23 protein-coding genes and 1 riboswitch are annotated in these 24,322 nt (G+C 44.6%); of the genes, 6 read left to right on the top strand and 17 right to left on the bottom strand.

From position 1 onward, the window contains the following. Window positions 1–23: 23 nt before the first annotated feature. Window positions 24–1,280 (bottom strand): ATP-binding protein, encoded by a 1,257-nt coding sequence (locus tag BVI01S_RS09670; protein WP_439951106.1) that lies wholly within the window; start codon window positions 1,278–1,280, stop codon window positions 24–26. A 195-nt stretch (window positions 1,281–1,475) separates the two neighbouring features. Continuing rightward, window positions 1,476–2,525 carry an ATP synthase beta subunit C-terminal domain-containing protein gene (locus BVI01S_RS09665; protein WP_034760939.1) on the bottom strand — a complete coding sequence of 350 codons (1,050 nt, stop codon included), beginning with the start codon at window positions 2,523–2,525 and terminating at the stop codon, window positions 1,476–1,478. Window positions 2,526–2,748: 223 nt separating this feature from the next. On the opposite strand from BVI01S_RS09665, the gene BVI01S_RS09660 reads away from it, so the two are divergent. The 3 genes from BVI01S_RS09660 (at window position 2,749) to BVI01S_RS09650 (ending at window position 5,358) form a co-directional block, all read left to right on the top strand. After that, window positions 2,749–3,681 (top strand): glycerophosphodiester phosphodiesterase family protein, encoded by a 933-nt coding sequence (locus BVI01S_RS09660; RefSeq protein ID WP_061809995.1) that lies wholly within the window; start codon window positions 2,749–2,751, stop codon window positions 3,679–3,681. A 161-nt stretch (window positions 3,682–3,842) separates the two neighbouring features. After that, window positions 3,843–4,169 carry a cyclic-phosphate processing receiver domain-containing protein gene (locus tag BVI01S_RS09655; RefSeq protein ID WP_034760934.1) on the top strand — a complete coding sequence of 109 codons (327 nt, stop codon included), beginning with the start codon at window positions 3,843–3,845 and terminating at the stop codon, window positions 4,167–4,169. 115 nt (window positions 4,170–4,284) lie between these two features. Further along, window positions 4,285–5,358: an aromatic acid exporter family protein gene (locus BVI01S_RS09650; RefSeq protein WP_061809994.1), complete on the top strand. Its 1,074-nt coding sequence runs from the start codon at window positions 4,285–4,287 to the stop codon at window positions 5,356–5,358. 111 nt (window positions 5,359–5,469) lie between these two features. Here BVI01S_RS09650 and BVI01S_RS09645 read toward each other — a convergent pair whose 3' ends face one another. Next, complete coding sequence (locus tag BVI01S_RS09645; protein WP_061809993.1) at window positions 5,470–6,630, bottom strand: acyl-CoA dehydrogenase family protein; 1,161 nt, start codon at window positions 6,628–6,630, stop codon at window positions 5,470–5,472. Between the two features lie 184 nt (window positions 6,631–6,814). Here BVI01S_RS09645 and BVI01S_RS09640 point away from each other — a divergent pair, with 184 nt between their 5' ends. Continuing rightward, the gene (locus BVI01S_RS09640; RefSeq protein ID WP_061809992.1) at window positions 6,815–7,300 is read left to right on the top strand and encodes a hypothetical protein; all 486 of its coding nucleotides are present in this window, start codon (window positions 6,815–6,817) and stop codon (window positions 7,298–7,300) included. 44 nt (window positions 7,301–7,344) lie between these two features. Here BVI01S_RS09640 and BVI01S_RS09635 read toward each other — a convergent pair whose 3' ends face one another. After that, window positions 7,345–8,802: an alanine/glycine:cation symporter family protein gene (locus tag BVI01S_RS09635; RefSeq protein WP_061809991.1), complete on the bottom strand. Its 1,458-nt coding sequence runs from the start codon at window positions 8,800–8,802 to the stop codon at window positions 7,345–7,347. Window positions 8,803–8,982: 180 nt separating this feature from the next. Between BVI01S_RS09635 and BVI01S_RS09630 the strand changes: the two genes are divergently transcribed. Continuing rightward, complete coding sequence (locus BVI01S_RS09630; protein ID WP_034760926.1) at window positions 8,983–9,246, top strand: alpha/beta-type small acid-soluble spore protein; 264 nt, start codon at window positions 8,983–8,985, stop codon at window positions 9,244–9,246. A 13-nt stretch (window positions 9,247–9,259) separates the two neighbouring features. Here the strand turns inward: BVI01S_RS09630 and BVI01S_RS09625 are convergent, their stop codons facing one another. Then, window positions 9,260–9,913 (bottom strand): uracil-DNA glycosylase, encoded by a 654-nt coding sequence (locus BVI01S_RS09625; protein ID WP_061809990.1) that lies wholly within the window; start codon window positions 9,911–9,913, stop codon window positions 9,260–9,262. Between the two features lie 121 nt (window positions 9,914–10,034). Here BVI01S_RS09625 and BVI01S_RS09620 point away from each other — a divergent pair, with 121 nt between their 5' ends. Beyond that, the gene (locus BVI01S_RS09620) at window positions 10,035–10,457 is read left to right on the top strand and encodes a pyridoxamine 5'-phosphate oxidase family protein (protein ID WP_061809989.1); all 423 of its coding nucleotides are present in this window, start codon (window positions 10,035–10,037) and stop codon (window positions 10,455–10,457) included. A gap of 426 nt (window positions 10,458–10,883) precedes the next feature. Here BVI01S_RS09620 and BVI01S_RS09615 read toward each other — a convergent pair whose 3' ends face one another. From BVI01S_RS09615 to BVI01S_RS09560, 12 genes are all read right to left on the bottom strand, one after another. Then, window positions 10,884–12,665 carry an ABC transporter ATP-binding protein gene (locus BVI01S_RS09615; RefSeq protein ID WP_082804705.1) on the bottom strand — a complete coding sequence of 594 codons (1,782 nt, stop codon included), beginning with the start codon at window positions 12,663–12,665 and terminating at the stop codon, window positions 10,884–10,886. Then, window positions 12,658–14,346: an ABC transporter ATP-binding protein gene (locus BVI01S_RS09610; protein ID WP_061810034.1), complete on the bottom strand. Its 1,689-nt coding sequence runs from the start codon at window positions 14,344–14,346 to the stop codon at window positions 12,658–12,660. The genes BVI01S_RS09615 and BVI01S_RS09610 overlap by 8 nt, the downstream gene beginning before the upstream one ends. Window positions 14,347–14,540: 194 nt before the next feature. After that, window positions 14,541–16,109, bottom strand: a complete 1,569-nt coding sequence (locus BVI01S_RS09605; RefSeq protein ID WP_061809987.1) for a mechanosensitive ion channel — start codon at window positions 16,107–16,109, stop codon at window positions 14,541–14,543. Between the two features lie 195 nt (window positions 16,110–16,304). After that, complete coding sequence (locus BVI01S_RS09600) at window positions 16,305–16,760, bottom strand: threonine/serine exporter family protein (RefSeq protein WP_061809986.1); 456 nt, start codon at window positions 16,758–16,760, stop codon at window positions 16,305–16,307. Between the two features lie 23 nt (window positions 16,761–16,783). After that, on the bottom strand, window positions 16,784–17,545 hold the full coding sequence (locus BVI01S_RS09595; protein WP_061809985.1) for a threonine/serine exporter family protein: 762 nt from the start codon (window positions 17,543–17,545) through the stop codon (window positions 16,784–16,786). Between the two features lie 157 nt (window positions 17,546–17,702). Beyond that, on the bottom strand, window positions 17,703–18,299 hold the full coding sequence (thiT, locus tag BVI01S_RS09590; protein ID WP_034760912.1) for an energy-coupled thiamine transporter ThiT: 597 nt from the start codon (window positions 18,297–18,299) through the stop codon (window positions 17,703–17,705). 70 nt (window positions 18,300–18,369) lie between these two features. Continuing rightward, window positions 18,370–18,468, bottom strand: a riboswitch (TPP riboswitch). A 68-nt stretch (window positions 18,469–18,536) separates the two neighbouring features. Beyond that, window positions 18,537–18,836: a hypothetical protein gene (locus BVI01S_RS09585; RefSeq protein WP_034760911.1), complete on the bottom strand. Its 300-nt coding sequence runs from the start codon at window positions 18,834–18,836 to the stop codon at window positions 18,537–18,539. 264 nt (window positions 18,837–19,100) lie between these two features. After that, window positions 19,101–19,427 (bottom strand): thioredoxin family protein, encoded by a 327-nt coding sequence (locus BVI01S_RS09580; protein WP_061809984.1) that lies wholly within the window; start codon window positions 19,425–19,427, stop codon window positions 19,101–19,103. Between the two features lie 46 nt (window positions 19,428–19,473). Beyond that, the gene (locus tag BVI01S_RS09575; protein WP_061809983.1) at window positions 19,474–20,016 is read right to left on the bottom strand and encodes a histidine phosphatase family protein; all 543 of its coding nucleotides are present in this window, start codon (window positions 20,014–20,016) and stop codon (window positions 19,474–19,476) included. A gap of 545 nt (window positions 20,017–20,561) precedes the next feature. Continuing rightward, window positions 20,562–21,377, bottom strand: a complete 816-nt coding sequence (locus BVI01S_RS09570) for a ZIP family metal transporter (protein WP_061809982.1) — start codon at window positions 21,375–21,377, stop codon at window positions 20,562–20,564. 221 nt (window positions 21,378–21,598) lie between these two features. Further along, window positions 21,599–23,221: a hypothetical protein gene (locus BVI01S_RS09565; protein ID WP_061809981.1), complete on the bottom strand. Its 1,623-nt coding sequence runs from the start codon at window positions 23,219–23,221 to the stop codon at window positions 21,599–21,601. Between the two features lie 2 nt (window positions 23,222–23,223). Beyond that, window positions 23,224–24,009 carry an ABC transporter ATP-binding protein gene (locus BVI01S_RS09560; RefSeq protein WP_061809980.1) on the bottom strand — a complete coding sequence of 262 codons (786 nt, stop codon included), beginning with the start codon at window positions 24,007–24,009 and terminating at the stop codon, window positions 23,224–23,226. Between the last annotated feature and the right edge of the window lie 313 nt (window positions 24,010–24,322).

The raw sequence follows: 24,322 nt of genomic DNA, 5'->3' as shown, positions 1-24,322 counted from the left end.
ACAAAAAACACTTAGCACTTTCCCTAAGCGTTTTGATTATTCACATACGTATTGGCAGGTTTCGCATCAAACTTTGCCAGTTTTTCCTGATTTAACGGCAGACTGATCGTTGCCACCGTCCCTTTATTCACAATGCTTGAATAATGGACAAGCCCGCCCATGGCAGCGATGATCCGCATGGACACGGATGTACCAAGACCGGTCCCCTGATCCTTTGTCGTGAAAAAGAGGGTCCCGATTCGTGCAATCTGTTCTTTCGTCATGCCTTTCCCTGTATCCGTGACGGTGATGATCACCTGTGTATGTGTGACTTCGAGGTGAATGGTGACACTGCCTTGTGGAGGAGTTGCCTCAATGGCGTTCTTGATGATATTGACGAATGCTTGTTTCAATTTATTCCGGTCTGACAATAAATAACCATCTTCCCTCAAGTCTGCCTCAAGATATACCCCTTCCTTCAATGCGTAGGCATTGAGAAGGACGGTTACATCTGAAAGGACTTCTTTGACATTGATCTTCTCGACCTTTTCAAGCTCAGGCTTGACAAAGTTCAAATAATCATTGATGATGTCCTCTGCCCTTCCCAATTCACTTAGTACGATCTTCAAATATTCTTCGTGATCCCCTTTGACCTGTTTTTTCATTAATTGAAGGAACCCTTTCACAACCGTCAGGGGATTGCGCACTTCATGAGCGATGGAAGCTGCGAGTTCACCAAGAGTATTGAGTTTCTCCGACTTCATGATTTCTTCCCGCATTAACTTCTTTTCAATCATCCATTCACTCAATTGAGCTGCGAGTCCCACTCCCAGCACCTGGATCCCGCCGAATATAAGGACATAGATTCCCATCTCCCGGTTACCCGAAACAGGGACACCGGATATGAAGGCAAACGAAAGCAGGATGCCGAGCATGACCAGAGCCGGCCAAAAACCCAGTAACACCGCAAATGTCACTCGCTTTCGTGGAGGGAATGTCCAAAAACGATTGGAAATCAAAAATGGCAGGATCCCGGCCAGAAACGCACTGATGAATCCGAAGACAATCGCATCACCTCCATGGATGATACGTGCTGCCAAGATAAACAGAAAGACAATGACCCCGGCTTTCCTTCCTCCATACAACATGGAAAGAACCAATGGGATATACCTGAAATCCCAATACAATCCGAAGCTTTCATAGGCGAAAATCAAACACATGAAAGCGGCAATCCCATGTAATACACCAATGAAAACAGGGGATTTCCCTAGCCTATGATTTTCCAGGAGAGAGGTTTGAATGAGAACAGGAGCCAATATAATCAGTACATGTAATAATAATTTCTCAATCAGCATCGAAATGTCTCCCAGAAAAAAGTATTACTTTACACATACGACACAATTCGGATAAATCCTTTCTCCATAGACATAAAATTACGAAAAAAGTCATAGGGACGGACCCGGCAATCCTGCCCTGGGTCCGTCCCTCATAAGAGGTTAATTCAATTGTCCTTTATAGGTGAGGTCTTTGGGGTCGAGGTGGTTGTAATGGCCTTGGAGTATCTTCTGTATATCCCCGATGGTTTGCTGTATCTGTACACTTTGTCCTTTCACCTTGGTGAATTCCTCCGCTACATAAAAAGGCTGACTCAAGTAAGCTTCGAGTCTCTCCCCTATTTCGAACAGCTCAAGATCTGATTCCGGGATCTTTTCCTTACCGATCGTATTCATCAAGACGCGGATTTCTTTATATCGCCTTAACACTTTCTTTGCCTTCTTATGGGTCGCAGCGTGGCTTGCATCCAAAGCTTCGTCTTCGAGCAGGATAGATGTCGACTGAACGGGATGAATGGCCGGGTACATTCCACGGGTAGCGAGATCTATGTCGAAATAACACAAGGTATCAAGTGGACCAAACGGGTCATCTTCATCGACCGCTTCTCCGCTTGGATCAAATAAAATGGTTGTGATGTCCGGATAGCCCTCTGCTTCAAATCTCTCTCTCAATTCATACAGCTCCCCTGAGACGATAAACGAACGATCAACATACAAGAGGATACTTTCCTTATCCCCCACCAACGAAACTTCCGCAAAGGCATCCCCGATCGTGTGGCATTTCGCATCGACGAATCCTTCAAGGTCACTTAAACCGGGATAGGTTTGATCCGGAGTTAATAAAATGGCATGGTAACCCTTCTCCTTCAATACTTGTGTCATTTCAGCCAAAACAACAAATTGGCCGACCTGGGATCTCGCAACGAATCCGTTGGTCCCCCCCTGAACAATGGGTGCAAATAAATCAAGCGGTTTAATCCCCGTTTCAATCATACTAACTTTCCCCCCTTGAATAATTAATTCATCCAACGTGCAATTTGCCAGGTTTGCAAGGGTCACAATCGTTTTCACCTCGGCGCGTCCAACCGATATTTTCCCTGTACATAAATTTGACACAGTGGCAGGCCTTAATCCCACCGTTTTGGCCGCAGATGTGAGATTCGGTACACGCTTACGCAGCAATGAAACATTTAACCTTAAATGTTCTTTCATGGTAAATATCCCCTCCTTACTTTATAAGGTAATCTATTTTACCTTTAAAAGCAACAACTTTTAACCCAAAGCGTAATTTATTTACTTTTAAAAGTAAAAACTAATCATCATTCCTTATTCCTCTTTTATATTAATCTGAATTTCTCTTATATTATTGTCCTAAATAAACAAGGTCGTACTTATAATGAAAAATAAGATTCTTTATTTAAAAGGATGAAGGCAGATGAAAAATACGAAATTATCCGAAACGTCCAAAATCCAGCGCATCGTCATCGAGATGATGGTCGCTTTCTTTGTCCTGTTTTCCATCATCGTGTACTGGCTCCCTGTTGAAAAAGCCACACCACCCCCTTTCTTGCAAAAGGAAAATGAGCGTCCCCTTGTCATTGCCCATCAGGGGGGAAAACATCTTGCACCGGGGAATACCATTGAAGCATTCCAAAATGCCGTGGATCTTGGAGCCGATGTCATCGAAACGGATATACATATTACCAAAGACGGCCAATTGGTAACGATTCATGATCCCACAGTTGATGCGACAACGGACGGAAGCGGATATGTAAAAGATTACACATTGAAAAAGCTCCAACGACTTGATGCGGCATACTATTTCCAAGATTTGAAGGGGGAGTACTCCTTCAGAGGAAAAAGTATATATGTCCCGACCCTTGAAGAAGTGTTTCAGCGGTTTCCCGATATGAGGATCAATATTGAAGTGAAAGATGACAACCCGGAAGAACGGATAGAGGAGATGGTACAGAAGTTAATAAAGCTGATTGAAGAATACGATATGGAGGATAAAGTCCTCATTGCCTCATTCGATCAGGACATCATCAATTTAGTCGAAGCCTACTCCAAAGGAAGGATCGCCACACAAGGAGGCAAGCAAGAGGCAAAAAAATTCGTCATCCTGCACAAACTGTTCATGCGAAATCTTTATAAAACGAGTGTCGACGCTTTCCAGCTTCCCCTTCAAGAAGGAAATCTGGACCTGACACAACCGATTCTGATCTCAGGCGCCCACCGCATCGGACTCCAGGTACATTACTGGACCGTCAACGACCGGGAAACGATGGAAAAACTCATAAACCTTGGTGCAGACGGCATTATCACCGATCGACCTGATTTATTATTGAACATACTCGGGGAGAGATAATACTTTCTTCTCTACGAAAAATGTAAGATATAAAGATTCCTCACCAAAAACCTACAAAAAAATTACAAATATATTTGTATTATTCATACTATTGACCTATATAAGAATTTGTCAATCTCTGTTAGGCTTAAATTAAGTCAAATGACGAAAGAAGAATAAATATGACAGTAAATGTGTTTTTAGACGATTATCGCCACTGTCCCCAAGGGTACATTCTCGCGAAGGATATCGATGAATGTATTGACCTTCTTCTTAATTTTTCTATCGCTCATCTTTCACTGGATCACGACTTAGAGAGTAAGACACGTAATGGTTTAATGCTCGTCCACTACATGGTGGAAAAACAGTTATTTGCAGAAAGAATCACGATTCATTCCGCAAACTCTGGCGCGGGCAAAAGAATGTTCAAGTATTTAAAAGAGGCACAGAACGACCGGAAGATGCCTCAGTCCATCCAAATCCTATTACGGCCATTGCCTCTAAGATGAGTTATCATATATAAAGAACTGTTCCCTGAACAGTTCTTTTTTTGTCAATTTATTTAATTTGGTTTTTTCTTACTTTATAATAGGAAATAGCGATTTTATTAAAGAGGGGCATATTATGGGTTTTCTGAAAAAATTTCAATTTGTCGGGGGAAGGATTGCTAAAACGGGACTTGCCGTTTTCCTTACTGCTCTCGTATGTGAACTGTTGAACTGGCCGGCGACCTTTGCCGTCATAACCGCCATCGTCACCATTGAGCCGACGGCTGCCAATTCTATCAAAAAAGCGTACGTCCGCTTTCCGGCATCGGCTATCGGTGCTTTATTTGCCGTGATCATCACTCATACATTAGGGGCCCACGCCCTTACCTATGCCCTGGTCGCGCTCCTGACGATCATCACCTGCCATAAGCTTCATCTGGGTGCGGGTATCCTGGTCGCTACATTAACGGGAATCGCTATGATTCCCACGATCCATGATCACTACGTTGCGACGTTTTTCATCCGTCTTGGAACGACTACCATCGGACTGATTGTATCGACCTTGGTCAATCTGTGGATCCTTCCACCCAAGTACAGCAACACAATCTCAACCAATATCCATAATCTCTATTTCAAAACGGGAAACCTGCTGGAAAGAAGGGGCTCTGAGGTCCTCCAGAATCATTCTCTGCACAGAGAGACGAAATTGATATTCAATGATATTTTAAGAGAGATTGATGTGACGGATACTCTTTGCGAATACCAGAAAGAAGAATGGAAGCTCCACCGCTCCAACCGTCAGGAAATGCGCTGCTTCCATTATGAATATAAGAAACTGAACATCTTGAGACAGATCCTATTTCATATCGGTAACATCATCTATCTACCCGTCCACTACTCTTTCAGTGAAGAAGAAAAAGAACGGATCATGGATGCAACATTAAGTTTAAAGGGAATCATGCACCACCCTTCCTTTGATATTCCCGATCAGCATTTCACCCTTATGAAGAATTTATTGGAGGAATTCTGGGAGGATCAGGAGGGGCTTCATATGAAACCATTTCAATCCATGAAGCATCACTTCTCCTGCGAAACCATCATGCTTTATGAACTGTTATCCATTCATGATCTTATTGAAGAGCTGAGTGAGATCCATCTCCTTGAGGCACAGCATCGTAACGTATTGGAAAAAGCACTGTACCCGGAATGAGTAGTAAATATCCTTATACAAAAACGAAAAAATCCGAACGAATTCGATATTCAAAGAATGTCGAATCATCGTTCGGATTTCTTTTGTCTGAAACGGATTTGTCTAAAAGCCTTATTTCAGGGCATTATTCGCTAACATTGCAATGACCATATCATCCATTGGAGGGTTATGAAGCCCTGCTCTCACATCACGATAATAGCGCTGCATGGAATTGGTCCGGAAGAGGCTCCTTGCTCCCACGATCCTCATGGCAGTGTCCACGATATGAAAGGCGCTGTTTGTGACAATGTGCTTGACAGAAGAAAGTTCTGCAGCCATATCCCTCCGCTTTGCAGGCTCCCTTACCCACTTATCTGCCACGGAATACAGAATCTGCCTGGCTTTAAACAACTCTAGCTCAATTTCACCAATTTTCCGCTGGACCTCAGGAACATCCTTGATCGGGCCGGGCAGACTGTTAGGGGAGTAGTCTTTGGCAAACTGGATGGCATCATTACGTGCGGCCATCGCTACCCCTATATAACAGGCAGGGATATGAAGCAGCCAGGCTTTAGGAAGATCACCCTTCCCTTGGTCGCTGTCCCGCTCCACGAGGGAAGAAGATGGTAACTGGACGTCCTTAAGAACGAGGTCATCGCTCCCTGTCCCCTTCATGGAAATCGTATCCCATGTCTCCTCGATGCTCACGCCTTCCAAGTCATGATCCACAAGGAAGAATCCTTTCTCCTCCGTATCACCGATCACAGCCGATACTAAGGAATAGTCCAGCACTCTCGCCATTGAAGTAAAGGATTTCCGGCCTGTTATTCTCCAACCCTTTTCGGTTTTGATCGCCTTGGTCTGAGGAAGTCCCCCACGTGTCGGGCTGCCCGTTGCCGGTTCTGTGGCCGCACGGTTCACGAGAGCTTTGTTTGATACAATCTTCACACACAAATCCTTGAAGATCGCTTCCTCCCAGGCACGGGTCTCTGTAAGCTCCATCAATCCCCCCAAGTGCCAGCCAATGGACAATGCCGTGGCGGCATCCCCTGTTGCCAGTCTCTCCTGGATCATCACAAGCTCATATAAATTGATCTCTTCTCCCCCATATTCTTTCGGAAGAGACAGATTTCCGTATCCACTTTTTTTGAGGTCACCGAAATTTTCATAAGGGAACGCATCCTCTCTATCGTACTTCTCCCCTCGTTCAGAAAAAGCATCGGCAAGTTCCCCGGCTAAGTCAACCAATTTCCTTTGGCGTTCATTCTGTATAAACGATTGATATACATCCAATGAAACAGCACCTCCCAATGATAAAATGACGCTTCTCTTCTCCGTTTATCATAATCAATTTCGCTGCCCGACTCAAAGATAAAGCTTACTAATCTGATCGGGTTACATTTTCTCCTTAAATCGAATAATTGTTTTTGCAATGAACATTCTATAAATAACATCACACACTAAGGAGGAGATGACCTTGAGCCACAAACGCAATAAATGGTACATATTGATTCTGATGCTCATATCGTGGGTATTCCTCTTATTGGCAGGAAAAGAAACCTTAAAACGATATTTACCCGCCTCTATGTTCATGTCACTTCTTGTGTATTCTGAAAATGTGCTGGCAGAGAGAATCAATTGGTGGACCATCTCAACAAGGCTTTTCCCGAGGGTAAACGGCGTTATGCCATTTGTCATCGGGGTTTTCCTGACAGGATCGGTGTGGATCCTTAAATTCACTTATCAAAACATATACCTTTATGTATTCGTCAACCTTCTTGTTGATACATTTTTCACGTACCCTTTTTATTCCCTTTTCAAAAAACTGGGTGTGTGGAAATTAACCCATTTAAAGCAATACAAGCTATCTCTTCTGTTTTTCATGAAATCACTGCTCATGTATGCTTTCCAAAAATATATCGGAGAAAAGCTTTATTCTAAAATCAAAGCCCCACTTCAGTAAAAAACCTGTTGCCACTGTGGCAACAGGTTTCTTTTTTTTGTAGATTATGATGCATTTTCTTTATCTTCGACTTTGTATTCCTGCTCCCAAAACTCTGCATTTTTGATACCGAGTTTTTTCGAGTTGAAGACCGGATCAAGCCCCTGCTTCTTCTGTTCTTCGTAATCTTTAAGCGCTCTGAGTGCCGGTTTGGCAAGGATGAGGATCGCGATCAGGTTCAGCCATACCATAAGCCCAAGTCCGATATCTCCCAACGCCCACGCAAGGGCAGCTTCTCTTACCGCTCCGTAGAAAGTGGCTCCAAGAAGGACTACCTTCAGGATCACCATGGCCGCCTTTGAATTCTTGCCTCTCAACAAGTAAGCCACATTCGTCTCAGCCATGTAATAGTATGCCATGATCGTCGTAAAGGCAAAGAAGAATAATGCGATCGCGACGAATGATGCCCCGAATCCAGGAATGACGGATTCAATGGCAGCCTGTGTATAGCCAGGACCCGCTTCAATACCATCGAGATTGTTTGCAAGCATCGTCCCGTCAGGACCTTCCGTATTGAATGAGCCTGTAAACAGGATCATGAAGGCTGTTGCCGTACAAACAAGAAGGGTATCAATATAAACCGAGAACGCTTGAACCAAGCCTTGTTTCGCCGGATGTGAAACCTCTGCCGCCGCAGCAGCATGGGGTCCTGTACCCTGACCTGCTTCGTTGGAATAGATTCCGCGTTTGACTCCCCACGATACAGCCATACCGATGATACCGCCGAATACGGAATCGGCACCGAATGCACTTTTGAAAATAAGGGCAAAAACAGCCGGTATTTCAGCAATATTCATTCCGACGATGATAAGGGAAAGAAGAATATACGCAATGGCCATGAATGGCACGACGTACGAAGCCACTCCCGCAATCCGTTTGACTCCCCCAAAGATGATGACACCGATTAACACGACAAGACCGATACCAGTGACCGTCGTGTTAAGGCCAAATGCATTTTCCAGTCCCAATGCAATGGAGTTTGACTGGATCCCCGGCATCAGGATGCTCATAGCGAGTAATGTCGCAAATGAGAATAATACGGCATACCACTTCCAGCCAATACCCTTTTCAATATAATAGGCTGGTCCACCGCGGTATTCCCCGTCCTGCTTCACCTTATAAATTTGAGCCAATGTCGACTCAATAAAGGCACTGCTTGCACCGATGAAGGCAATCGTCCACATCCAGAAGACGGCTCCCGGACCACCGAAGGCGATGGCAGTAGCCGTACCGGCGATGTTCCCCGTTCCTACACGTCCGGATAATGAAAGAGCCAAAGCCTGGAATGAAGACACCCCTGCACTTGAGCTTCCACCCTTGAACATTTGAACCACCATATCTTTAATCAACCGGACCTGCAAAAACTTCGTTAAAATAGAAAATAGTAAGCCTACGCCTAAACAAAAATAAATCATGACCGGGGACCAAAGGATCCCTACGAGCTTGCCAACGAATTCTTCCACGGCATTTCCCCCTTTTATTTTTATAAAAATTTTCTAACTATTAAGAATTATATTTTATTTGACACAATATAGACAATCCTTTTTTATGACGAAAATTTCCTAAACGTAGAAAAACCCTTATATGCCAAGACTTTATACTCGTAAAAAAAATTTGGGGCATTCTATAAAAGAGGTGATAAAATGTCGAAAAGAAAACTTCTCGTCCCTGAATCCCGAGCCGCAATGGATGAGCTCAAAGCGAGAGTGTCGGGTACCCTGGATCCAAAGGAAGCCAAATATGAAATCGCAAAGGAACAGGGGATCCCTCTTCAAAGAGGTTATAATGGGAAATTAACGTCTGAACAAGCGGGCAAGGTCGGAGGATCGATAGGTGGTAATATGGTGAAAGAACTTGTAAGAATGGCCCAGGAGAATATATCTAAAAATGATCATTCAAAAAGCTGACATACGCTTGATGTCAGCTTTTCTTCTTATGGAGTATTTCTTTCAAATGGTCAAGATCCTCATAGATGGCCTTTTCCAGCGACCGATTATAGAAGATCGAAGCTGGATGAAAGGTTGGGAAGATGGAATACGTTTCCTCACTCCAGGTCCATTCATTAGAATCGAGATCTTTCAACCGCCTTACCTTCGACTGGATCAACTGGCCATGACAGTCCGAAATCGTATATTTCCTCCCCACTAATCTTTGCAACCCTATATTCCCCAATGTGACAAGCTGCTTCGGCTTCACATGTTGGAGCTCATAATCCAATATCGGTGCATGGGCCAGCTGTTCCTTAAGAATCGGTGCCCTGTTGTATTTCTTTTCGATCATTTCATTGTCTACGCTTTTCTTTTGTACGATTTTGTAAGGTCTGCTCCTGACCGTAGAGGTGAAGTAAATATCTTCCCTTTCTAATCCGAGGTAATGAAAGAACTGATCGAGTACCTTACCTGCTCTCCCGCTGAAGGGCATTCCATTATGTATTTCGGTTTCCCCGGGTGCCTCCCCGACAATCATAATGGTAGGGTTTTTCGGTCCCCTTCCATGGACAAAACCTTCACAGTCATACCCTTTCATCCGCTCTTTACACAGTTTCACCAGTGTTTCCGGTATCACGCGCATCATCCTTCACTTCTTATTATCTTCGTTATTCCCGATGTGGATGGTGTCTACACATTCACATGTTTATTTCCCTCTCAGAAAAGGAATAGTATGGGTAAATGAAAGATTAAAGGAGATGGATTGATTGTCACAAGCTGAACTGAAACAACAAATCTTAAAGGTTCTTGACGAAAGCAAAGTAGGTACGCTGGCGACTGTGAAGAATAATAAGCCTCACTCCCGCTATATGACCTTCTCACATGATGAACTCACTTTATATACGCCAACGAGCAATGAAACACATAAAACCGATGAAATTGAAGATAATCCCAATGTCCACATCCTCCTCGGCTATGAAGGGGAAGGATACGGAGACACATTCGTTGAAATCGAAGGGCGCGCTTCCGTCGAAGATTCTGCCCATTACAAAGAAAAACTATGGAATGACCATATGAAGAGATGGTTTGAAGGCCCGGACGACCCCAATTACATCGTCCTGAAAATCCAGCCGACAGCCATTCGTCTGATGAACGATGAGGAAGATTCGCCGCAGTCGCTTGAATTATAAATTAAATGATTCCTTGACATGTTATTAGATTAATGATATATTTAGTTATTGTAATCTTGTAACATACATTGAAACGATAGAGAAGATAATTCGTAATTCTATTCTGTTTTGATTTAACAACTTATTCACACTGGATCGGCTTCGGAGCCGTTAGGATGTAAGAGAGGTAGGGCTTACGTCGTTTAGGTATATCAAACGACTCAAGGAATTGCCCGCGGCTGTTTATTATCTGCAAACAACGTTCAAGATATAAATATATTACTTGTGATGTTGCAAGTTACAGAATTGCCTTTATCCGATTAAGGGCAGTACCAAAGGGGATCGCTAACGGGATGATTAGCCCCTTTATAAGGAAAAACACCTCAAAAGTGCTGACTTTTGAGGTGTTTTTTTGTGTTCGTTGAATCTTCCCTGTCTTCTGCCTTCTCAACCGCTCTCCTTCAACTGACTGTGATACAACCCATGATAAAACCCCTTCGTCTTAAGAAGCTCATCATGAGTGCCCTGTTCAATGATTCTTCCTCCATCAAGGACCAGGATTTGATCCGCCTGCCGGATCGTGTTAAGGCGATGCGCCACCACCACGCTCGTCCGTCCGTTCATCAACCGTTTGAGGGCATCCTGGATCTTCATCTCCGTAATCGTGTCGATACTGCTCGTTGCTTCATCCAGGATCAGGATGGAAGGATTGGAAAGGATGGCCCTCGCAATGGACAGCAGCTGTTTCTGACCCTGACTGATCCCGCTTCCATCCGCCCTCAGCATCGTATCGTAGCCCTCGGGCATCTTCTCGATGAAGGTATGGGCATTGGCGAGCTTAGCGGCATCCTTTACTTCGTCATCGCTCGCATCGAGCCGGCCATAACGGATATTGTCGGCAATCGTCCCCTGGAAGAGGAAGCTATCCTGAAGAACGAAGCCCATCTGCTGACGTAAGCTTTTTCGTTTAATGGTCTGAATATTTTGGCCGTCGATCTCTATCCTGCCTTCATTCAGCTCATAAAACCGGGATAGTAGATTCGTGATCGTTGTCTTACCAGCCCCTGTCGGTCCGACCAGGGCAACGGTTTCACCGGGTCGTATGGAAAAGGATACATCCTCAAGCGTCCGATCTCCTTTTTCATAGGAGAACGATACATGTTGAAACTCGACCTTTCCTTCAACGGACTCGATTTCCACGGAATCTCCTTCGTCCTTCGCTTCTTCCTCTTCATCTAAAATTTGAAACACACGCTCGGCACCTGCTATCGCTGAGAGGAGCGTGTTATACTGATTCGCCAGTTCATTCAACGGCCGCGTGAACTGCCTTGCATACTCTGCAAATATGACAATGACACCGATCGTGATCATGCCATTCAGGGCAAAGACCCCTCCCACTCCGGCAATCACGGCAAAGCTGAGATTATTCAGCACGTTCATCAGTTTCGGGATGAAACCGGAATACGTATCCGCCCAATAGGCAGCTGCCTTCAACCTCTGATTCTTTTCACCGAATTCTTTGATGGCCGTTTCTTCCCTGGAAAACGTTTTGATGATGCTGTGACCTGAGATGGTTTCTTCAATATATCCGTTCAATTCACCTATATTGTGCTGATATTGTTTAAATAAGCGGCCTGTCCGTTTCGTGATCCATTTCATGCCGAAGACCATGAGCGGGACAATGGTCAAGGTAATGAGAGTGAGGAGCGGGCTTAACCAAAGCATGATCGACACGGTCCCCACTAATGTAAGGACACTGGATATGATTTGAATGAACGAACTATTCAAGGTGGCGCTCACATTGTCAATATCATTTGTCACCCTGCTCATCAGTTCGCCATGCTTCCGTTTATCAAAGAAAGGGATGGAGAGTTGATGCAATTGATGGAAGAGGTCCTTCCGCAACCTGTACACCGTATCCTGTGCGACACCGATCATCCAATAATTTTGGAACCACACGGACAGAGAATGCAGGATGTACACCGCAACCAAGCCTGTAATCAGTCCCAAAAGCCCCGATGTCTCCTTCGTGACGATATAGTCATCAATCGCCTTCCCCACAAGAAAGGGGCCGAGAAGTGCAGCTGCCGAACTGATGAACACCATTAAAATGACCAGATACAAAATGACCTTCATTTTGGAAAGGTAGTTCCACAGGCGTCGAAGTGTCCCTTTTGCATCTTTCGCCTTGTCGTTTTCCCCCAATTTCTTTCGTAAATGCCTAGACATGATGGATTTCCCCCTCTCCAAATTGAGACTGGTAAATCTGTTGATAGAGAACGGAATCCTCTACCAGGGACTGGTGGGTCCCTCCTCCGATCAATCGTCCATCTTCCAACAGCAGAATAAGATCGGACTCAATCGCCGTACTGACCTTTTGAGTGATGATCATGGTTGTACACTCATATTTCTTCAATGCTTGAAGGAGCTTCGACTCCGTTTTCAAGTCCAATGCACTCGTACTGTCATCCAGCAGGAGGATCTTCGGTTTTCGAATGAGGGCCCTGGCAATGGAAAGCCTTTGCTTCTGACCTCCTGAAAGGTTGACCCCTTTTTGCCCGAGGACCGTATCATATCCGTTCGTGAGATTCAGGATGGTTTCATGGATTTGGGCATCTTTTGCCGCTTGAATCATTTCTTCCCTTGAGGCATCTTCCTTTCCCCACAAGAGATTTTCTGAAACCGATCCTGAAAACAGGATGACTTCCTGAGGGACATATCCGATATTTTTTCTTATTTCCCCCAATGGGATGGTCCGGATTTCCCGTCCGTCCAATTGAACGGTCCCCTCCGTTACATCATACAGACGGGGGATGAGCTGAAACAGGGAGCTTTTACCTGATCCCGTAGCCCCTAGAATGGAAACGGTTTGTCCCGCTCCCACCTTAAAGGAAACATCCCGAAGCACCTTTCCCCTGGTGGATGGATATTGAAACGATACATCTTTAAACGATATTTCTCCTCTTACCACCTTATTGTGAAAGTCTACCTCCGTTCCATCCTTCAAGTCGATCTCGGTTTCAAGTACTTCCTCGACCCTTTCAGCTGAAGCCCTCGCTCTTGAAAAGCTGGTGATGATAAAAGAGAATATGGAAAAAACAGATGAGATTCTCGTGACATACGTGACGATCGCTACTACTTCCCCAACCTTGGTACCTCCTGAGGCAACATCTATACTTCCGAACCATAGAACGGAAAGAAGGGCAAGGTTCATGACAAGCATCAAGAGAGGCATAATGATCTCCATGAACCTGAGGGCACGTATCGTTCGATCCTTCAAATCTTCATTCGCTTCATGAAATCGGCTTTCTTCATGCTTACTCCTCGTATACGCTTTGATCAACCTCATTCCGGAAAGGTTTTCCTTCATGACCTCATTTACTTTATCGAGCCTGGATTGAACTCTTTCGAACAGACTCCAGCCGCGTTTCAACACCCAAAACAGGAACAGCCATAACACCGGAATCACAACGATCAGAATAAGCGCAAGCCGGGCATTGACGATCAGGGCCATGAGGGTGGAACCCACTACCAATAATGGAGCCCTGAGCATGATCCTGAGGCTCATGAAGATCGTGTTCTGGAGCTGCCTGACATCATTCGTCATTCTCGTGATGAGAGAAGAGGCCGGAAGCTTATTAAAACTGGCAAACGAAAACGACTGAACTTTCCTATACAGGCTTTCCCGCACATCATATCCGAATCCCTGACTCGTATGGGCAGCAAAAAATGAATTCGCCACACCTGAAAAGAAGGCAACGAGAGACATCCCGACCATGATGAATCCCCATTTCAACACGATGTCCAAGTCTTTATTCAGAATTCCTTCATCGATGATCCGCGCCATAAACAGCGGATTCAATAGTTCTACTGCAAGCTCTACCAGCATCAGACTCCAGGCAACGGCCATGGCAGCACGGTAAGGCTTTAAGAAACGTATGACCTTCAAACGAACACCCCTCTAAACAAATATCTGCCATTATTTATATGTATCATCATATCGTTTTTTTATGCAGGGTGGTAGTTGGAAGTGCCCTGCTGTCCAGGGGATTCCATAAAAAAACCGCATGATCCCATAGAGAGGGACCATGCGCCTTGTTCCTGTTATTGATTGAAAGGTGGAGTATCCGTACCTCCACGATTCGGTCTGTTCTTTTCTTCTTCAATTTTCCGATCCAGTTTAGAAAGATACTTTTGTGCAAAGTCCTTTCCACCCAGACCAAAGGCTAAACCGAAAGCCAGTGCCAGTCCACCCAGAATCAACATGAACGCAATATTAACGATGGAATCAGCCACTTTTAATTGATCCAGGGCCATAAAGAAGCTTAGAGCAATGATGGCGTATTTCGTGATGGAAGGGAGCACTTGAAAATGATCACTCAGTACGTTGGATAGGATGCTCTTAACCAGGTTACCCAGATACAACCCTGCACCAAAAATGACGATGGCTGCTAACACATGTGGCACATAAGCTAATACACCCGTTGCCAGAGCGACCAGGAATTCCAAATGCACCATTTCAAGTGCTTCTACTACAAATAGGAAAACAATGATGACCTGAACGACTCTGCCTACAAGTCCTGATAGATTCATATAGGATGAACCCTTGGCTTCATATGGGTTCTTATTGACGTTTATACGTCCGATCCCCATATTACGCAACAGGGAATTGAATCCTACCCTGTTCAGTAAACGTGCAACCAATGCGCCAACCCATCTACCAACCCAGATTCCTGCCAGAATGAGTACAATTGCAACCGCAATATTCGGAAGCATTACTAGGACCTGATTCAGCATGTGAATCGCCGGTTCTGAAATCCCTCGGATGTCCAGCTGATCCAGTGCAGAAATGGTGACGGGAATCATGATCAGGACAAATACAATCGTCCCAATGACCGATGAAACCGTTGTTCCTTGAAAAAGTTTACCGATGCCGAATCGATCAGCGATTCTCTCTGTGCCAATCGCCTTCAGGAAATTCGTGACGATATCCCGGACGATCTTGGCAACAAACCATCCAACAAGGAGAATGATAGCCGCTGCAAACAGCTTAGGTATAAACGCGAGGAAGCTTTGGAGCATTTCCGTGAAAGGTCCTGAAACCCCTGCAATGTTAAGAGCTGCCAACACTCCCGGTAAGAATACAAGAAGCACAAGGTAGAAGACAATTCTTGCCGCCGTGTAGACATATCGATGTGCATCGTTTTCATCTTTCGCCAGCTTAGATTTTACCAGCGTGCTTTTAACGGCAGGTCTCATACCCAGCTTCTCGATCAACACCTTCAGGACAGAGGCAACGATCCATGCAAATAATAGAATAAGTGCCGCTTTTAAGACATTGGGAATCGCTGCCGCCATCGTACTCAACATACCGACTAAAGGTGAAGCAATAAAGTTCAAGTCAAGGATATTGAAGAAGGCGATAAATACAAACACCAGCAGAATAAAGTACACTATTTTACTAATGACTTTCTCCGATGTCCATTTCCGTTCCCCGGTCCTGCTGCCAAAATATAGATTATCATCGATCTTTATTCTTTTTAAGATTCCGTAAACGGCTTTTTCAATAGCCTTTGCTATAATCCAGCCGATCAATAACACCAATAAAGCTAATAACAGATCTGGAAGCTTACCTAAATACCCGTACCATTCTCGCGTGATCTCATTGTTCATTCGATGTTCTCCCTTCCATATATGGAAAATGTATAATGCTAATACTTATCTACCCAAAGAATTTTTTTCAAAACCAGACAAAAAAAGATAGTCTGATGCTCCAGTCGGCATCCTTAAGTAATAGAAGGGGGGAATCTGTTGAACGGAAGAGGTATTATCAAAAAAAAAGACCCCACAGAAGTAAGGTCCGTCCCTCTATCTCATCCTCCGGGCACTGGCGTTCAGGCGCGCATTCCGGATGACCTGGTTGATGACTTCCGAAAATATGAGCCCGATGGCAATGGAACCGGAGATCATAAAGGCTTTGGCTGCCAGGTTGATGGCGGCATTGTAATCATTTTGAACGAAATTTCTCATGGCATCGTACGCCAGCCCCCCGGGTACGAGGGGGATGATCCCGGCAACAGAGAAGATGATGACCGGGGTTTTGTACATTTTCGCAAACACCTGACTCACCACAGCCACGACAAAGGAGGCAAGTAACGTGGCAAGAACGGTGTCTGTTTCATTTAAACTCATCAATATGTAAATGATCCAGCCAAGCATCCCGACAATTCCGCATTTAAAAAGGGACTGCTTTGGAGCATTGAAGATAATCCCGAATGCAGCGGCGGAAATGAAGCTGGTCACTAATTGCTCGATGATGTGCATTCCCTTTTCACCCCAATCTCACTTTACGTTAATGTAAACACGACAGCAATGCCTGTACCAATGGCAAATGCCGTTAAAAAAGCTTCTGCGCCCTTTGAGAGGCCAGAAACGAGATGACCCGCCATCAAGTCCCGGACCGCATTGGTGATCAGGAGACCGGGAACAAGGGGCATCACGGATCCAATGATGATCTTATCCAATTCCTGTCCGATACCAAGCTTTACAAATCCGTATGACACCATACCGATGATGAAGGATGCAAGAAACTCCGCGAAGAACTTTATCGGGACGAGGCGGTGTAAATAAATCAGGCTCGTAAACCCGATGCCTCCCGTGATCAGAGCAGGAATGAAGTCCTTCCACATCCCCTGGAACATGATGAGAAAACAACCGCTTGCAATCGAAGCCGCTGCCACTTGAATCAGGAAGGAATAAGATAGATCCGACTGATCCAGCTTCTCAAGGGCATTGTATGCTTCTTCAAGAGTCAGATGCCCTTTACTGATCTGCCTTGAGATACTGTTCACGAGGGTCACTTTCTCAAGATCCGTAGACCTCTCATTAATTCGGATGAGCTTCGTTTTGGTCGGTTCCGATGTTTCAATCGAGAAGATGATCCCAGTGGGGGTCACATAGCTATGCGATTCCGATATCCCATAAGAAGCGGCAATGCGCATCATCGTGTCCTCGACACGATACGTCTCCGCCCCACTTTGCAGCATGATCTTCCCCGCCAGCAGGCTGACCTCCATAATGTCATATCTTCTTATCATTTTTGCTTCCATACGATCTCTCCACACGTACTATTTTTTGAATAGGTCTAGTTTATAGGAAAGCAGTGGTGTAAGCAATGAGAAACGGGAGGGATTTTAGGTGGATTTCATTCTTCCCCGGTCCTTGATAGAAAAAACCGACCCCATTAAAGGATCGGTTGATAAGATTTCACGAGGCCTTTCGGCTGATTTCCTGTCGATGCGACTGCACTTTGATCAATCTTGGTGCGATATTGACGATGATCACCATCACAACGGAGCATAATACTGCCGATCCCAACATAGTGATCCCGTTTACTATAAGAGAAAATAGCAATGGAGACATCTCATCTGGTGCATACTCGGCAAAAAACACGAATCCTGCAATGAAATGCCAGAAATAACGGGCAAGGCTTCCAGCGAATGTTGCCATCACTACCCAGAAGACTGCTTTGGACCGGTGACCGCCCCCCAGTGCACCCTGAATTTTCCCTGCGAAAACCCCGGCAAAACCGATAAAAGCAAAAGCGATGAAATACTCAATCACCATTTGGACCGGGGTCGCAATCCAGGCATCCCCAAGGGCAATCTGCAGGATCCCCCATAAAAAGCCCCCTATCAGTCCGGCTCTCAAGCCTCTTCGATAAGATAATAGAAAGATCGGAACCATGGCAATCGATATCGAGATACTAGGTGATAGCTTAATAGAAGGCAGCAAATCAAGGATGATCGCAAAAGCCGCCATCAATGACGCTTCAAGCAATACGACAAGTCGTGTGTTTTTCATAAAAAAATCCTCCTTATGAACTGAAACGAAACCATAAGGAGGGAGAATGAACAATCGAAATAAGCACAATGCTGCCTATTTTCCACATCCCTACGCTAGTCCTAACTAACAGGTTCAGAGGGTCAGAACAGATTGTTCACTCTCAGCTTTCGCTCCCCTTGTGGTACCGTTTATAAAGTTGTTAAGGTTTATTATACATGAAGAATGATATTTGAAAAGCATGATAGGAACTTTTTCTTAAGGCGTCTCTCTCAGAGGATCATGAAGGATGATGACGGGCATTGACTTAGGGGTGACCATGAATCCATATACTTTACCATCCTTGTCCTTATACGCCACAGAATAATCTCCGAACTGGGGTGAGAATTCGACGTTTTGGTATTCAAGGTCAAGGTCCTGGTATTTCAGGCTCACATACAGGTTGGTGGCGATTCTTGCCGTCAGATGTTGTACAGTGGAAATCCGGTTGGCTACTATTATGAGGATGATTGCGAAACAGAGTAACATGACTTTCTTTGTCCTGGACAATCTGATCATTCATCAAGCCCCCTTTCATTTCTCATAACTACTATACTCGTATACTCTCTATTATATACCTATTCACTGAACCATGACAAAAGAGCTACTATAATGGGGTGTGTCTAAATACCCATTTTTAGCAGCTCTTTTTATGCTTTAAAATATGAAATAATAATCCAACCTTCATTTATGTTTAAGTTCTGATATTTCACTTCCTAAACAACTGTTTAACCCATCCAGACCAGACCAACCAACGTTTTCGCGTACTAATCAAACGTTTGTTTAGTTGTCTAACATCTCAGTAAGACGGTAAATTTGGCTGTGGAGTTCGTCGATTGGAACGAAGCGTGCTTTTCTGAACATCTCCTTACCGTCTACAAATACGATGATGACAGGCACGGTGAAGATGGAAAATTCTCCTGCTATTTCCGGAATTTCTTCTGCATCGGCATGGATGGATCTCACAGATTTGAAATCCTTCAACATCTCTTCCACCTGGGGCAGGAGGGCATGACATACAGAACAGCCGGGCCTTGATATGTATAGCAGTACCAGCTTCTCCGCTTCCAGCTTTTCATGAAGTGCTTTTAGTGAATGGACTTCTTCCATTTTACGGCCTCCTTTCTTTCTATTAGTGTATTGCTCTGGTAAATGATTACCCTGTCCCGCCCTGATAAACATACAACTTTCCGTTGGAGGGTCTCCTGAACGACGGCCCGGTAAATCCCCGCTTTCGTAATTCTTTTCTCATAAATATCATGATTCCGCCATGACCTACGATGAGCACATCCTTCCCTTCATGGACGACCCTATCGATCACCACACGGATCCTCTCTTCGATTTCCCGCTTGCTTTCAGGCTGGGAACGATGATTGAACCACCAGGTGAGCCTGATGGATGCCATATGAAGAAAGAGTGGCAGCTTTATGTCAGACCGGAAGATGGGAGATAATCTGATTTCCCTCAGTTCCTTGAGAAAGGTGATTTCTCCTTCATAAACCGCTTCAGCCGTTATTTGTGCCCTAGATAAGTCACTGGAGTAGCAGCCTTTCCAATCAATATCTTTAAGATCAACTTCATTGCCTTCTACGTCCGAGGCATCATACTCTTCCACCCACTTCATCAGCTCATCACTCGTTACATATGAAGCCGGGTAGCCCCTCGTTACTTTAAAGTGCCTTATGAGACCAATCTTCATACACATCCCCTCCCCCATCCATTATACTAGTTTATGGAAGAGAAAAGGCATACGCTTTGGGCTAACGGTTTCGGCTAACGAGCACAAAAACTTGGATTCGCACGTAAATTAGCAGTCCAATTCGCAACTGAAAGGCGGAGGTTTATAAGCGGAGAAATTCCGTCTAAGGTAGCTGGAGGAGAGTTAAAACGCTGATATAAGCGGAGAAATTCCGCTTAACTGCTCAATATGGAACAATATTCAACAAATATTTTTTAATAAGCGGAAAAACTCCGGTTAATATACGTGAAATAGCTACATTTTCCGATTTAAACGGAATTCTTCCGCTTATTTTCAACCCCCAGGGAAACGGCTCTCCTCATTCAACATAAGGATTCTGATCTTTAATAAAGAATTGATAAAAAAAGCTCGAAGCATAATGGCTCCGAGCTTTTTCACGCGTTAATTTCACTGCTAGAGTGTCTACTGATTCTACTGAAAATTACTGTGCGAAAAGCATTGCTAATTCAAATTTTGCACTTTAAAACCGAACCCGTTAGCTTTGATCATCCCAGGGAAACGTCCAGAATCATCATCACGACGAAACCGAGCATCAGTCCCAATGTAGCCAAGTCCGTACTCCCTGAAGATTGTGACTCAGGAATCAGTTCTTCGACGACGACGAATATCATCGCTCCTGCCGCGAAAGCAAGGGCATAAGGCAGGAGGGGCTGCACCATCAAGACTGCAGCAGCACCGATCACAGCGGCTATCGGCTCTACGATGGCTGACAGCTGACCGTAATGGAAGGATTTCAAACGGGACATCCCCTCTCCCCTTAGCGGGATGGAAAGAGCAGCCCCTTCAGGCATATTCTGGATCCCGATTCCAATGGCAAGGCCAATGGCCCCCACTAACGTTGCATCCCCGAGGCCGAGTGAGGCAGCACCGAAGGCAACCCCGATGGCAAGACCTTCCGGAATATTATGGAGGGTGATCGCAAGGAATAATAAGGTCGATTTCTTGAATTTAGTTGGAGGTCCTTCCGCATCTTCCGATTCATTGCCCAAATGTAAATGCGGTACGACAAAATCTAAAAGTCTAATGAACACACCACCAAGTAAAAAGCCGACAGCAGGTGCAAGCCATGGGATTTGACCGTTTTGCTCACTGAATTCAATTGAAGGGGCAAGCAGTGACCAGAACGATGCTGCTATCATGACTCCTGCGGCAAACCCGAGCATCATATTCAACGTATGCTTTTCAATTTTCGTAAAGAAAAACACCGTGGCTGCTCCAAGGGCCGTCAGCCCCCATGTCACCAGACCACCGAACAGTGCCTGCATCGTGGGGTTAAATCCACTTAACCAGTCTATGAACATACGAACCACTCTCCTCCGATCAAACATTTTGAATACTACCATCTTGCATCAAGGAAACTTTCTTTGTCAAAGGAAATGTCATACTACCTATTTACCAGAGCCCATCATTTTTCTATGTATATGTCATCCGCTTCAAATGGTGTATGTATCGTATATACTTTCCCTATAAACTTGTGGGATATACAAAAAACGCCCCTGCCTTAAAGACAGGAACGTGATTCCTATTCGTCCCTTATGACTGTTTTCCATAAAATAAGGTTCAGGACGAATAGAAGGATGAGATAGCCCGGGATACCGAATGGAATCTGAAGGGCCAGGTAATGGAGCCCGAAGAACACACCTACGATGAGATAGAACGGCAGTACCTTCCAGCTGTCACTTTGCTGAACTCCTTCAAAGCTTTCAGAAAAAGGCAACGAGCCTCTCATCAGTCCCAGACAGATCACGGTAAAGATACAGGCGCTAATAAAGACGATGATGATTTCAGGAATCACGCGGTACCCAAACAGGATGATGAAGACAATGCTTATGATGGCATAAAGCGGAAGGAATAGTTTCATAAGGAATGCCTTCAATGTCCCTTTGTAAATGGCCGCCCTGCCTGAGACAGGCGCTACTTTATATATCCAGGATCCCTTGTATTTCCCTGAATAACTGAGCATCATCACGACTGTCGGTATAACGATGAAGCTTGAATAGATTGATAGGTAGATGCTTGAAGTCAGTAGATCTTCCCTTGTCCCATCCATCAATCCATTGAAGATGAAAATGAACGGCATGATGATGGCAAACCCAAGGGCGGGATACACCTTCAACTTAAACTCCCTTTCATTTTTCATCATATAATGGGCGAACCGGTAAAATGCCCGCTCTTCATTCGACTTGGCGAGTACCTTCATGAGTCCATCCCCGAACCGGAAACGGGCTTTCTTCTTCTTACCCCCATGGGAGGATAATTTCTGAAGATTCTTCTCAAAGGTCGGCAGTGCTTTCACATAAACGATAAGAGCCAGGAATGGAACCAGTACAGCTGTACATGAGAGAACCAGGATCATCGTCTCGTGATTACCGTTCAGGAACCATTCAAACAGGGCTCCGAACCAAATGGGAGGTAGAAAAATATTCCACCAATCCGGTGTAAACGAAATCGTCAAATCCACAAATTCGAAGGAACGAGCCACAACCTGATATCCCACTGCAAGTCCGATGGATAATCCGATCTGCACATAGTTGATGATGTCCTTCAGTTTTTCCCCATCAAAGTATTGGAGGATGAAATAATAGAGCATAGCCGTAAACACAACGATGAAGATATTCATCAGGATGATCCCTGCCAGGAAAATAAAAAAGAAGGAAAGACCCTGGTTGATCAAGCTGACGACCAGCGGAACGGCGGTCAGGGAGCCTGTCAGGAAAAACAGATAAATAAACACGTGAAGCGTTTTAGCCAGGCTGATGGTTTTCCTTTCAACTGGCTTGGTAAAGAGAATCGTGTGATCCCGGATGTCCAGTATGACGACTGAGAAATCTGAAATCATTGATGTCATGACGATGAAAATGAGTACGGTAAAGGTGATGCTCATCTGAAAAATATATTGATCTCCCATTACAATGAAAGGGATGACGAATAATCCAAACAGCGCATACACCCAGAGGGATTTAATAAAACGGTTTTCATCCTTCCCTTTCTTCCTGCCTTGTTGCTGGAATATCGTAGGCACACGTCGTTGATCCATTGTCAGCTTGACTTGAAGGATTCTTCTCAACAACCGGTAATCGAATCCAAGCCTTCTAAACAATCCTTGAAACCAATCCAGAAACAAAAGGGTACGAAATTCCTTCATCCCTACACCTCTTGCACAACAGAAACAATTTCCGCTGCCGTTTCTTTATGCTCATTGAATCCGGTTAATTGGTTGAAGATTTCCTCCAGGGATCCTTCCATATTCTGATTCTTTAAATCTTCAAAACTGCCATCCGCCACGATTTGCCCGTTATGGAGCAGAACGATCCGGTTACTGATCTTTTCCACCACATCCATGATGTGAGAGGAGTAGAAGATGGTTTTCCCCTCTGCGGCAAGCTTGGCGAGAAGCTCTTTAAAAATCATGACTGAGTTGGCATCCAAACCATTGATGGGCTCATCCAAAAATAAAACATCGGGATTATGTAATAAACTCGAGATGATCAGAATCTTCTGCTTCATCCCTTTTGAATAAGAGGCGATCCTTGACTCATACACTTCCGAAAGTCCAAACAACCGGGTGAGTCTCTCCGCTTTCTCCCCCGCCTTTTTTTGTTCCATTCCATATAGTTCCCCCATGAATGTGAGATACTCTTCTGCCGTGAGGTTATCATAAAGATCCGCCATCTCAGGCACATAGCCGATCCGTTTCTTATATTCCACAGAACTATGGGATATATCTTCACCGAAGAGCGTCACCTGGCCCGAGTACCCTTCTTCAAGGCCGAGGATGATCTTGACCGTCGTACTTTTCCCAGCACCATTCGGACCGATATAGCCGATGATCTGTCCTTCATACACATCCAGCCGGACACCCTTCAACACTTCCTTACTCCCAAAATTCTTCTTCAAATCCCTTATCGACAAAACCGGTAAACGTCCGTCCATAACAATCCCCTTTTTTCTTTAGATATGACTATATGCTAACATAAATTCCATTTTATGGTCACTAATTCATGTGATAAGTAAAACTACCGATAATGAATAATTGGTTTCCCCCTTCCCATGGACTTTTCTACTGTCCACTATCCATTCGATTTCAGCTATATGGAAAGGATTGTATATAGTGTTTAATCACTATCCTGATTCGCAAAAAGTTATTTCTGAAAGTCTATTGTGATTGGTATCACCTATAAAAATTGATGATGAGAAAGTTGATTGGAGTGGAAGGATGCTCGACTCCTACGGGAATAGCTGGACA

The organism is Rossellomorea vietnamensis NBRC 101237 (assembly GCF_001591825.1).
Lineage (GTDB): Bacteria > Bacillota > Bacilli > Bacillales > Bacillaceae_B > Rossellomorea > Rossellomorea vietnamensis.
Note: the sequence above shows the minus strand (reverse complement) of the source record. Positions and strands in the feature narration are given on the sequence as shown.

Coding starts and splice junctions, on each gene's coding strand:
- BVI01S_RS09650 (WP_061809994.1), top strand. CDS start 4,285: ATGGGTTTTCTGAAAAAATTTCAATTTGTCGGGGGAAGGATTGCTAAA.
- BVI01S_RS09585 (WP_034760911.1), bottom strand. CDS start 18,836: ATGATCAGATTGTCCAGGACAAAGAAAGTCATGTTACTCTGTTTCGCA.
- BVI01S_RS09625 (WP_061809990.1), bottom strand. CDS start 9,913: ATGATGCGCGTGATACCGGAAACACTGGTGAAACTGTGTAAAGAGCGG.
- BVI01S_RS09575 (WP_061809983.1), bottom strand. CDS start 20,016: ATGAAGATTGGTCTCATAAGGCACTTTAAAGTAACGAGGGGCTACCCG.
- BVI01S_RS09605 (WP_061809987.1), bottom strand. CDS start 16,109: ATGAACAATGAGATCACGCGAGAATGGTACGGGTATTTAGGTAAGCTT.
- BVI01S_RS09580 (WP_061809984.1), bottom strand. CDS start 19,427: ATGGAAGAAGTCCATTCACTAAAAGCACTTCATGAAAAGCTGGAAGCG.
- BVI01S_RS09600 (WP_061809986.1), bottom strand. CDS start 16,760: ATGCACATCATCGAGCAATTAGTGACCAGCTTCATTTCCGCCGCTGCA.
- BVI01S_RS09660 (WP_061809995.1), top strand. CDS start 2,749: ATGAAAAATACGAAATTATCCGAAACGTCCAAAATCCAGCGCATCGTC.
- BVI01S_RS09560 (WP_061809980.1), bottom strand. CDS start 24,009: ATGGACGGACGTTTACCGGTTTTGTCGATAAGGGATTTGAAGAAGAAT.
- BVI01S_RS09570 (WP_061809982.1), bottom strand. CDS start 21,377: ATGTTCATAGACTGGTTAAGTGGATTTAACCCCACGATGCAGGCACTG.
- BVI01S_RS09665 (WP_034760939.1), bottom strand. CDS start 2,525: ATGAAAGAACATTTAAGGTTAAATGTTTCATTGCTGCGTAAGCGTGTA.
- BVI01S_RS09630 (WP_034760926.1), top strand. CDS start 8,983: ATGTCGAAAAGAAAACTTCTCGTCCCTGAATCCCGAGCCGCAATGGAT.
- BVI01S_RS09655 (WP_034760934.1), top strand. CDS start 3,843: ATGACAGTAAATGTGTTTTTAGACGATTATCGCCACTGTCCCCAAGGG.
- BVI01S_RS09615 (WP_082804705.1), bottom strand. CDS start 12,665: ATGTCTAGGCATTTACGAAAGAAATTGGGGGAAAACGACAAGGCGAAA.
- BVI01S_RS09610 (WP_061810034.1), bottom strand. CDS start 14,346: ATGGCCGTTGCCTGGAGTCTGATGCTGGTAGAGCTTGCAGTAGAACTA.
- thiT (WP_034760912.1), bottom strand. CDS start 18,299: ATGAAAAACACACGACTTGTCGTATTGCTTGAAGCGTCATTGATGGCG.
- BVI01S_RS09565 (WP_061809981.1), bottom strand. CDS start 23,221: ATGAAGGAATTTCGTACCCTTTTGTTTCTGGATTGGTTTCAAGGATTG.
- BVI01S_RS09595 (WP_061809985.1), bottom strand. CDS start 17,545: ATGGAAGCAAAAATGATAAGAAGATATGACATTATGGAGGTCAGCCTG.